The following is an 11131-nucleotide window of genomic DNA, read 5'->3' on the forward strand; positions in this document are numbered from 1 at the left end:
GACGGTTTTGTCGCCATATTGCTTGAACACAATTTCTTTATTCATCTGGCCCGAAAGCAACTTTAACAACACGCTGTTACTTATTGCCATAAACAGTAGTTTTTGTACCTAAATATATAAAATACTTTTCATATAGCCTCTTTATGGGACCTTATTTTATTAGGTTTTCTTAAGGTATTCTCAGGGTTATCTCAGGTTCATCCCAGGGTTTAAACCCTAAGATAACCCTAGGATGACCTTAGGATGACCTTAAGATAACCTTAGGATGGGACATAGTACTGAGGGGGTTGACAGGTTGACCAGTTAACTTGTTGATAAGGGGATTAAGGGATGGAAGTTGAGGTAAGAACTTAGAAATGATAGGGTTGACGAAGTTGACAGATTAATAAAGGTGAGAGTAATAAAGAAAGTGTTTTCCGATTCAGAAGTTGCCTGGCCGCGTCGCGGTTTGCCGTTTCACGTTTGCCGTTTGCCGACTGCTCGTCCTAAAACAGATGCAATTTTCGTAACTTGGGCTATATCAGATCTAAAAAGCCCATGAATAAAAACAAACTAACCGGCACCGACCACCTGTACCTGCAGATCGCCGGGAGCCTGGAGCAGATGATCCATAACGAGATCCTGAAGATCGGTGACAAGCTGCCTTCGGTTCGGATGTTGAGCGAGGAATATGGCATCAGCATGGGCACGGCGTTTCAGGCGTACTATTATCTCGAGGGGAAAGGACTGATCGAGGCGCGCCCCAAGTCGGGGTATTATGTACGGTTCAACCAGAAACGTTTTCCCGCCATGCCCGCTGCTGCCAAACCCGAAGCCATGGCTGAAACCATCAGTGTTGATGAAATGGTAGTTGCCGTTTTTAAAAAATTAAGCGCCACCGATATTACCAACCTGGCCCTGGCAGCGCCTGCCATGGAGCTGCTCCCTGCCGCCAAACTGAATAAATCGCTGGTGCATGCGTTCCGTCATTCGGCCGGCAGTTGTATTAATTACGAGGATGTACAGGGGAATTTGGAACTGCGTAAACAGGTTGCCCGCATGGCTTTTAACTGGGGTGGAAAGATCAATGCCAATGATGTGGTGATCACGGCTGGTTGTATGGAGGCGCTGTCATTATCGCTGCAAACAGTTACGCGTCCGGGTGATACGGTGGCTATTGAATCACCCACTTTCTTTGGCATTTTCCAGGTGATGGAATCGTTGGGACTGCATGTGATTGAAATACCTACTGATGCGGTTACCGGCATCGATCTGAACTACCTGGAGGAAGCCATTAAACAATCAAACATCAAAGCCTGTGTGTTTGTGCCCAGCTTTAACAATCCGCTTGGCTGTTGTATGCCCGATGAAAATAAAAAAGCATTGGTGGAACTGATCACCAAACACCGTATACCCCTGATCGAAGATGATATTTATGGGGAATTGTATTTTGGTCAACACCGGCCGCGTTGTTGCAAAACATATGATACCGAAGGGTGGGTGTTGTATTGTTCCTCTGTAAGCAAATCACTGGCGCCGGGCTATCGCATCGGCTGGACGATCCCGGGCCGATTTAAAGAACAATTTATCCGGTTAAAAATGCGGCATACCATCAGCGGCGTTACCATTACCCAACATACCATGGCGCATTTCCTGGGTATTGGCCGGTTCGATTATCATCTGAAAAAATTACGTACGGCCCTGCACACGCAACAGCTGCGATATGTTCAGGGCATCATCGATCATTTTCCGCCCGACACAAAAATATCGAGGCCGCAAGGCGGGTTTGTATTGTGGCTGGAGTTGAACAAAAAAGTAAACACCTATCAATTGTACCAGGAAGCGATCAAATACCAGGTGTCCGTAGCGCCGGGTAGAATATTTTCCATGCGCGACCGCTACAGCAACTATTTGCGTATTGGTTATGGGCAACCGTGGAGCGATTCTGTAGAGAGGGGAATTCGGATATTAGGGGGATTAGTGAAAAAGATGGGCTGAGGAGGTCTTGAATCGTGAAACGGCAAACGTGAAAAGCCCTTATTGCGGGATCTCATCTCTGCCTTCTGCCCTCTGCCTTTTGCCAACTCGCTTAATCAGGGAGCCGGAATAATGGGGTGCTCAAAAAACTTCTCAATATCTGCATTGGAATTATAATTGCGAAAAACGTGCGGGGTGCGCATGGGTAAACGCAATGTTACGCCTTCGTCGAAGATGGCTTGCAGGCTATAGTTTTTCAGGCGGCCGATCATAATGCGCCCGGCTACTTTTTCCAACCCCGTGCGGGTATAGATACCGCAAAAAGGCTGGGCAAAATCTACATCCTGATAAACATAAAAATCTGATTGATTATCGCGCATGTATTCCTGCAACAGAAAATGAATAGTACCGGCATCGAGATCCAGCATGTCGCAGGCCAGTAACAGCAGGTCATTATCGGGATATTGCTGGTGAACGCTGAGTAGTCCCTTTAACGGGCCTTCCACCTCGGCATTATCTACTACCAGCAACTCTGGGGAGATCTCTTCTACATAAGTATGCACCTGGTGCTCATTCACCGAATATACCACCGGCAGGTGAAACATGGCCAGTTTTTCGTGCATATGTTTAGCCCAAATGGTATTACGAATCGGCAACAACCCCTTATCGGAGCCCATGCGTTTGCTTTCGCCACCACATAAAATTACACCCAACAAGTTTTCCATACTATATATACTGGAAGGTGATCAATCAAAGCAATCAGTCTTGCATTTTGCGGTCTGCATGACCCAGGCTTTTGCCAGGAGCCACCACATCGCGCACCAATTGCTTCACTTCTTTAATTTCAAGGAAACCGCCCATTTCTTTACGATCAAAAACCTTTTGCTCCCCAATGCAAATAGTATACCGGCCACTGACTTCACTGGGTTTTAACAACACCCCCTGCAATTCATCTGCAAAGGTGGTTAACAACTCCTGTGCCATATAAGCAGCTCTGAGCAACCATCCGCATTTTGGACAATATTCTATAGTTACAGTAGGTTTCATGAAACAAAGATAAGGGTGCGAACCTGCAAAACGCTGAAAACCTACTATAAGTCACAATTTGGGGAAGAAAACAGCCTGTTAAATATGTATATTAACTATTGTTAGTTTATGGCTTTTGCCCCTTCGGCCTTTACCGCCTTAAATTCCGATTTTGCCGATTCACAAACGGGGCACTGATAGGTGGCGGGCAATTGATCGAATGGGGTACCGGGCGCAATGTCATTTATGCTATCGCCGTACTGTTCATCATACACGGTAAAGCAGTGCTTACACTGATGTATAACGGCTACATTCATGGCTGTTTTGGTAGCCGGCTCCTGTACCACTTCCTGCCGATATACGTTGTGTAATATCTTATCTGCTTCGGTTGTGAGCTCATAAAAATATTTGCAGAGTGAGATCAGGTAAGCACCCAGCTCTTCTTTCTGCACCGCACTTCTGAATAAAATATATTCGCGCGAGTTGGGATTGAAATCTTTGGTGTACATGATGTCGTACCGGTTCATGGCCGCACTTTTATTACGGCTTGCATTCTGCTGCTTGGCTATTACTACCGCCCCAAACAAACCAAACAGACCTGATTTGGATTTGGTTTTAATAGCAAAACTAAGTCCGTGCGTACGCACATCGTCTTTATCAAACTGACGAATAATGTATCGTTTTAAATTCAGTCCTTCTTCGCTCAGGTCTTCTATCTGCCAGTTCAGTTCATTGGCTGCATGGTGCACATTGATGCGGTACGTATTCAACACGTATTCCCATGCCGTGCGATCGTTTTGCGCAATACCTTTTACAATAAGCGATTTCCAGGGCGTAACATACAACTGCCCTACTTTGGTTTTCAAACACAGGGAGGCAATGTCTTTCAAAAACGAAACAGGAAAACATTCATCGCGTCTGTAGATACCCAGCCATGTTTTTTCGCCATAGCGGTTAAAGCCTTCATAATAGGGCAACGCGAATTTGGGAATAGCCAATTCGCTGGTAACCGGTTGCGTTACAAATAACTGTTTGTTATGAACCATTTCATACAACGCATCGCCATCCGTTAAAGTGGGATTGGCTGCCATTGCTTCTTCCAGCAACCAGGTAATGCGGGGAATATCGTCGGAATAGATCAATCCTTTCCAGCAATAAATCACCGTGGTCTTGGGGAAACGCACATATAAATACCAGTAATTATTTACCGGTGATGAAATAAAATTGATATTACCGGTAAAGAAGGGAATGAAACTCTGGTTGGCATCAACCAGGTTCAGCTTCATTTTTGGCCGGTAATCGAACATACCCAGAATATCTTTATATACCCCTTCACTTAACCAGTTGCCATTTTGAAATACATCTTCCGCCACATACGAGGTTAAAATGTTGGCATAATCATCATGATTGGCTTCATAAAAAACACCCAGCTGGTCAAGCTCTTTGCGAAACTCTTTTTCGTTTGAACTATCGGCCACGAAATACAATTGCTGGCGGTTCCCAAACTGTACCTGATCTACACCACAACGTTCTGCCGCTTCCATCCAGGTATGCAGATCACCAGCGGCCATGATTCCACCAGGTAAGTTTATTTTTATATGATGATATTTTCTCATTGTATTAACTTAATAACTTACAAACTTCATTACTTAACAAACACAGCATTCGTTGAATTAGCCAATGTTTCTTCGAGAATCCTTTGCACTTCAGGACGACAAGATCCACATCCGGTACCTGCCCCTGTTGATGAACACAATTGTTTGAAGTCGGTACAACCTTCGTTGATCTTATTTTTCAGGTTTTCACTGCCCACGTTGTTGCAACTGCATACCAGCTTGCCTAATACCGGTTCGGCTTTTTTTCCGCTGCGTAATAATTGCAGTCGTTTTTCATTCAGCTCAATTTTGTTGGCAATCAATTCCCTGAATTCCTGGAACTCACTTTTATCACCAATCAAAATGGCGCCTACCAGGCGGTCCTGGTGAATGATACACTTTTTATAATACCGTTTTGCTTTATCCAGGAAAATGATCTCTTCATAATCATCATTCGGACATTCAGGTATACCTATACTGCACAGATCGAAGCCATGAATTTTAATGATGTTCATGAACAGACTGCCTTTGTAGTAGCTGGCAATATCGCCTTGCAGATAGCGGGCCACCACATGCGCCTGTTGTTCGGCTGCTGCAGTTATACCATACAACACACCTTCAAACTCGGCAATCTCCCCGATGGCAAATACATTCGGGTCGCTGGTTTGCAGGCGCTCATTTACAATTACGCCCCGTTGACAATGCAAACCGGTTTCTTTTGCCAGCTCGATGTTCGGAACCGTTCCAATAGCAAATACCAGGGCATTACAATCTATCACCTTTCCGCTTTTTAAGCGAATGCCGGTTAATTCAGTACGGCCATAGAACAGCTGCACTTCATCGTCGTAATAAACATCGCATTCCTGGTCAACCATTTCCTCGTGCAAAAACTGGCTTCCCAACGGATCGAGCTGTCGGTCGAGGAAACGCGAAATGCGTTGGATGATGGTAACTTTTATGTCTACTTCGCGTAAAGAAGCGGCCAGCTCCAGCCCCAGCAATCCACCGCCTACAATCACCACGTGTCCATCTGAAGGCACATGGTTTTTAAATTCATCGGCATCGGTCCGGCTGCGCATGGTGAATATGCCTTTTAAAGAAGGTACATTACGCGGCATAGCTGCGCGGCTGCCTGTTGCCATCAACAACACATCGTAATAAGTGGTACGACCGGTTGAATCGACTACGCATTTGTTCTCGCGGTCTATTTTCTCTATACTGACGCCTTTATATAATTTGATATTGTAACCGGGCTCTTCCGATTCTTTCATTTTAATCAGCTGTTCCCAATTTTGGGTGCCACTGATATAATCGGGCAACATCACGCGATTGTAAAAAGGAAAATTCTCTTTGCTGAAGATCACCAGCTCATCTTCCTTGTTCATTTCGCGGTATGATTTCACAAATCCAAACGCCCCTGCGCCTGCCCCGATGATCACGATCCGCTGACGGGGCTTTTTATAAGGTGCTACCTGTACGGCGCAGAATTTAAAATCCGGCTCTTTTGAGATGGGGTCTACCATCGAGCTGGTAACATTGTTCGCACGGTTCAGGTCGCTGTTCAGGATCTTGCCCCAGTGCATGGGAATGAACACCACTCCTGGCTTTATGGAAGTTGACACCTGCGCCTTTACCCGTACTTCGCCCTGGCGTGAGCTTACTACTGTAATATCACCATCTTTTACATGCAGCCGGCGCGCATCATCGGGATGGATCTCCAAAAATGATTGCGAAATATGTTGTTTCAGCTTATTTACCTTACCGGTTTTGCTCATCGTATGCCACTGATCGCGGATCCGGCCGGTAGTGAGAATGAAGGGGAAATCGCCATCCGGTTTTTCGCTGGTATTTTCATCCGGAACCGGGTGAATAACGGCTTTGGCAGAAGGGGTATAAAATGTTTTGTCGGTAAACAAGCGTACAGTGCCCTGGCCTGTTTCTCCTTTCGGATACGGCCATTGCACTGACCTCCTGTTTTTTAACGTACTATAATTTAATCCACTGATATCGATGTTAGTGCCCTCGGTCAATTGGGCATGTTCGTCGTAAATAGCGGATGCATTTTCATAATCGAAACCATGATAACCCATTTTTTTCGCAAAGCGGCAAATGATCTCTGCATCAGGCAATGCTTCGCCGGGCGCGTCAACTATTTTATTCAGGTATGATATGCGACGCTCAGAGTTGGTCATGGTGCCTTCTTTCTCCGTCCAGGTAGCGGCGGGCAGAATAACGTCGGCATATTTCAGGGTTTCGGGTTTGTTGCTTATGTCCTGCACCACCACAAATTTGGCTTTCTTCAAGCCTTCTTCAGCCATCCGCACATTGGGTAAACTGATCAGCGGGTTGGTGCAGATGATCCAGATAGCTTTTAATTTGCCTTCATTCAAGGCATCGAACATTTCCGTAGCTGTTAAGCCAGGCTTGGGAGAAATTTGCTTTCCGCCCCAGAATTTTTCTACTTCTTCGCGGTGTTTGGGATTCGTGAGCACGCGATGCGCAGGTAACAGGTTCGACAACCCGCCTACTTCCCGGCCACCCATGGCATTCGGTTGCCCGGTCAATGAAAACGGACCAGAACCGGGTTTACCAATATGACCGGTAATGAGGTTGAGGTTTATTAAGCTGAGGTTTTTGTTCACCCCTATTGCGCTTTGATTCAGGCCCATCGTCCACAAGCTCATAAATCCTTTGGCATTGCCAATGTGTTGTGCCGCCAGGATGATAAGGGCTTTATCTATGCCACAGATCTCTGCAGCTTCGGCCAGTGTTCTTTGAAAAACGATCTTTTTATATTGCTCGAACCCTTCGGCATGGTTCTTTACAAAATCAAGGTCAACATCCCCATTCTCTATCAGCAAGCGGCCAATGGCGTGGTTCAGTGTAATATCCGTTCCGGGATTCAGTTGCAAATGCACATCGGCCAGTGAACAGGTATCTGTTTTACGCGGATCGGCCACAATGATCTTTACATGCGGATTTGCCGCTTTATGCGCTTCTATACGGCGCCATAAAATAGGATGGCACCAGGCAGGATTAGCCCCGGTTATAAAAAAGCAATCGGCTGATTCAATATCATCGTAACAACCGGGCACACTGTCTTCGCCCAGTGCCATCTTGTAACCAGCCACCGCACTGCTCATGCACAGCCGGGAGTTGGTGTCAATATTGTTACTTCCTATAAATCCTTTGATCAGTTTATTGATCACGTAGTACTCTTCGGTAAGGCATTGGCCGGATACATAAAAAGCAACAGAATCTGGTCCGTACTTATCAATGAAAGTTCTGAATACGGCAGCCGTACGGTCCAGCGCTTCATCCCACGATACCCGTTGCATGGGCATATTCTTGTTATAGCGCATTTGCGGGTACAACAAGCGGTCGCTTTTATCATTCACGGTATAGTGCAGATTCATGCCCTTGCTACACAACATGCCTTTGTTCACCGGATGATTCTTGTCGCCTTCAACCGTAATGTTCCCCTTTTTATCCTTGTTTACCACTATACCACAACCCACCCCGCAATAGCTGCAAGTAGTAGTTACCGATTCTGAATTATGATTTCCCATGATTATGCTATATTAGATAAGGCCGATAATATTTCCTTACTACGCTCTGGCTAAAGCGGCTTCGTCTTTTATTTCTGTAGCGGCGCCTGTTTTTTGTGACGCACGTAAATGCGTCAATAAAACCAGCACACCTACTACCACTACGCCAACGCCTATATAATAAAATGCCTGTGAATACGTAATGTTTTTAGATTTGAACAGAAAGCCTACCAGCATGGCGCCTATGTTACCGCCGGCGCCTACAATACCAGCCACACTGCCTATGGCTTCTTTGTTCACAAATGGTACAATGGAATACGTTCCGCCATTTGCCATTTTCAGAAACAGGGCAAATATTAACATAGATACAATGGCCAGTGTTAACGTGCCTGCATTGGAAAAAAACACGATGCCAAATCCTTCCATTACTAAAAAGCCTGCCAGCAAGATCCCCTTTCCGCGTAACCCATATGCTTTACCCACTTTATCGCTGATAATGCCACCCAGCGCCCGCGCAAACAGGTTCATAAAACCAAACACACTGGCCAGGGCGCCCGCCATTATGAGTGTTGCTTTGAAATTATCTACGAAGTAGGTGGCAGCTACGTTATCAACGGTGATCTCGATGCCAAAACAGGCTGCATAGGCAACTGCCAGGATCCAGGTTCTGTAATCTTTTAATGCTATAGTGAAAGTGCCTTTCTTTTTTTCTTTTGTCTGGCGTTTGATCTCATTATAGTTACCATTTGGCGTGTCTTTGGTGAAACGATAGTACACAAATGCCATTACCAATAAGATAGCGCCAGGCACTATCATGGCAATACGCCAGCTGTTACCTTTGTCAATATAACCAGCGCCTACAAAAGCTGCGGCTATCAACGGCATTACTATCTGGGTAACACCACCACCCAGGTTACCCCAACCGCCGGCTACCGCATTGGCTGAACCCACTATATTGGGCGCAAACATTACTGAGGTATGAAACTGCGTGATCACAAAGGAGGCGCCTATGATCCCAATGATCAACCGGAATAATAAAAACGATTCGTAACTATTGGCAAAGCCGATACACATTACTGGTATTGCACCGATCACCAACAGAATAGTATATGATAAGCGGGGCCCTAATGTATCGCACAAACGGCCAATGACCAACCGGGCAATAATGGTAGCCGATACAGACGCAATGGTAATATTACCTACCTGCTCTTTGGTAAGGTGCAGTGTCTCACGTACCAGCGGCATTAATGGCGCAATACCAAACCAGCCAAAAAAGCAAAAGAAAAAGGTAAGCCAGGTAATGTGAAAGGTGCGCATTTGTATACCCTTTCCCGAAAAAATGTTCAGCTTTGCCAGCGGTTGATTCATAAATTCCTTATTAATACTGTTTTAAAATTTTATGTTGCAGGCCTCCCCCCAGCCCCCTCCGGTGGAGGGGGAGCCATTGACCATTCAGCTTATTCTTTTATATCATCAATTGAAAACTTATCGATCAGCAGGTTCAGTAATTTGTCGTGCGTGTTCATATAAACCGGATCATGTACGATATCTTTTTTATTGCGCGGCCTTGCCAGGGGAACCGATACAATTTCTTTGATAGTAGCTGCCGGTCCGTCATTCATTACCACTACCCTGTCTGATAAAAAGATGGCTTCTTCAATATCATGGGTAACCATTACGATTGTTTTTTCCCGGTTGTCGAGGTTCCATAATTTCAGCAACTCCACATGCATATTACTTTTCGTCAGGGCATCGAGCGCGCCAAACGGTTCATCGAGCAACAAAATGGTTGGGTTAATTGCGAAAGCCCGTGCAATGGCAACCCGTTGTTTCATTCCACCTGATAACTGCCCGGGTAGTTTGTCCTTATGGTCCCACAAATGCACGGTTTTCAAATTGCGTTCTACCAGTTCCTTTTTTTCTGCTTTCGACAAATCCTTTAATGCCGAGTCCACTGCTTCATAAATATTCCTGTATACTGATAACCAGGGTAACAGAGAATAATTCTGAAATACAATGCCTCTGTCGGGTCCCGGACCAGCCACTCGCTTACCATTAGCTATTACTTCCCCCTGGGAAGGTTTAACCATACCACTGATTGTACCCATGAGGGTTGATTTACCACAACCGGAATGGCCGATCAGGGAAACGATCTCTCCTTTTTGTACGGTGAGGGAAATTTCTTTCACCGCTGTATAGGCCCCTTTCGGTGTTTTAAAACTTACTGTAACATTATTGATACTAATTGCGGTTGACGGTGTTAATACCGGGTCCAAAATGGAGTCGGCAATATCTTGTGTTGCTATTTTTGTGGTTGTTGTGCTCATTGTTCGTCGGTTTACGTGCTTTACTAATTAAATTAACTACACCGCGTAGGTGAATCGCTTTTGCAATCCAGTGAATAACCGGTCAAGCAATAATCCTACGGTGCCGATGATCAATATTGCCACCAGAATTTTACCTACACTGCCACCGTTAAAACCTTCTTCCCAAACAAAGTACCCCAGTCCAATTCCACCCGATAACATTTCACCGGCAACGATCACCATCCAGGCCACACCGATCGACAAGCGCAAACCTGTAAAAATATGTGGCAAGCTATAGGGCAACATTATTTTGGTAATGTATTTCCAAACTGAAAACCCAAAGGCTTTGCCTACGTTTTTATGATCCTGCGGAATGTTCGAAACGCCGAAAGATGTATTGATGAGCGTTGGCCACAAAGAACAAATGAATATCATAAAGATGCTGGCCTTGGGTGAATCCTGGAAAATGGCCAACCCCAGTGGAAACCAGGCCAGTGGTGACACTGGCCTTAATATTTGTACAATGGGATTGATGATATTCATTGCTATCCGGCTGCTCCCTAAAACAAAACCCAGGGGAATAGCAATTAAACTTCCCAATCCAAAACCAATACCTACCCGTGCCAAAGAACTCAACAGCTTTATACCAATTCCTTTATTATCGGGATCATTTTGAAAAGGATTGGTCATAACTTCTTTA

The 11131-nt window shown here is 45.3% G+C and carries 8 protein-coding genes; 1 reads left to right on the top strand and 7 read right to left on the bottom strand.

Annotated elements, in window-relative coordinates; genetic code table 11:
• Positions 1-537: 537 nt before the first annotated feature.
• The gene (locus tag ACJ751_RS10940) at positions 538-1977 is read left to right on the top strand and encodes a PLP-dependent aminotransferase family protein (RefSeq protein WP_407745530.1); all 1440 of its coding nucleotides are present in this window, start codon (positions 538-540) and stop codon (positions 1975-1977) included.
• Positions 1978-2072: 95 nt separating this feature from the next.
• On the opposite strand, the gene ACJ751_RS10945 is transcribed toward ACJ751_RS10940, so the two are convergent.
• The 7 genes from ACJ751_RS10945 to ntrB form a co-directional block, all read right to left on the bottom strand.
• Positions 2073-2681, bottom strand: a complete 609-nt coding sequence (locus tag ACJ751_RS10945) for a molybdenum cofactor guanylyltransferase (RefSeq protein WP_407745531.1) — start codon at positions 2679-2681, stop codon at positions 2073-2075.
• A 34-nt stretch (positions 2682-2715) separates the two neighbouring features.
• The gene (locus ACJ751_RS10950) at positions 2716-3003 is read right to left on the bottom strand and encodes a SelT/SelW/SelH family protein (protein WP_407745532.1); all 288 of its coding nucleotides are present in this window, start codon (positions 3001-3003) and stop codon (positions 2716-2718) included.
• Positions 3004-3104: 101 nt separating this feature from the next.
• Positions 3105-4598: a rubredoxin gene (locus ACJ751_RS10955; protein ID WP_407745533.1), complete on the bottom strand. Its 1494-nt coding sequence runs from the start codon at positions 4596-4598 to the stop codon at positions 3105-3107.
• A 29-nt stretch (positions 4599-4627) separates the two neighbouring features.
• Positions 4628-8146 carry a molybdopterin-dependent oxidoreductase gene (locus ACJ751_RS10960; RefSeq protein ID WP_407745534.1) on the bottom strand — a complete coding sequence of 1173 codons (3519 nt, stop codon included), beginning with the start codon at positions 8144-8146 and terminating at the stop codon, positions 4628-4630.
• 39 nt (positions 8147-8185) lie between these two features.
• Positions 8186-9493: a NarK family nitrate/nitrite MFS transporter gene (locus tag ACJ751_RS10965; protein WP_407745535.1), complete on the bottom strand. Its 1308-nt coding sequence runs from the start codon at positions 9491-9493 to the stop codon at positions 8186-8188.
• An 89-nt stretch (positions 9494-9582) separates the two neighbouring features.
• On the bottom strand, positions 9583-10452 hold the full coding sequence (locus ACJ751_RS10970) for an ABC transporter ATP-binding protein (RefSeq protein ID WP_407745536.1): 870 nt from the start codon (positions 10450-10452) through the stop codon (positions 9583-9585).
• Between the two features lie 36 nt (positions 10453-10488).
• Positions 10489-11131, bottom strand: a 643-nt coding sequence (gene ntrB / locus ACJ751_RS10975) for a nitrate ABC transporter permease (RefSeq protein ID WP_407745537.1), incomplete at its 5' end; no start/stop codon positions are given.

The sequence above is a fragment of the Niastella sp. genome (genome assembly GCF_045805085.1).
Lineage (GTDB): Bacteria > Bacteroidota > Bacteroidia > Chitinophagales > Chitinophagaceae > Niastella.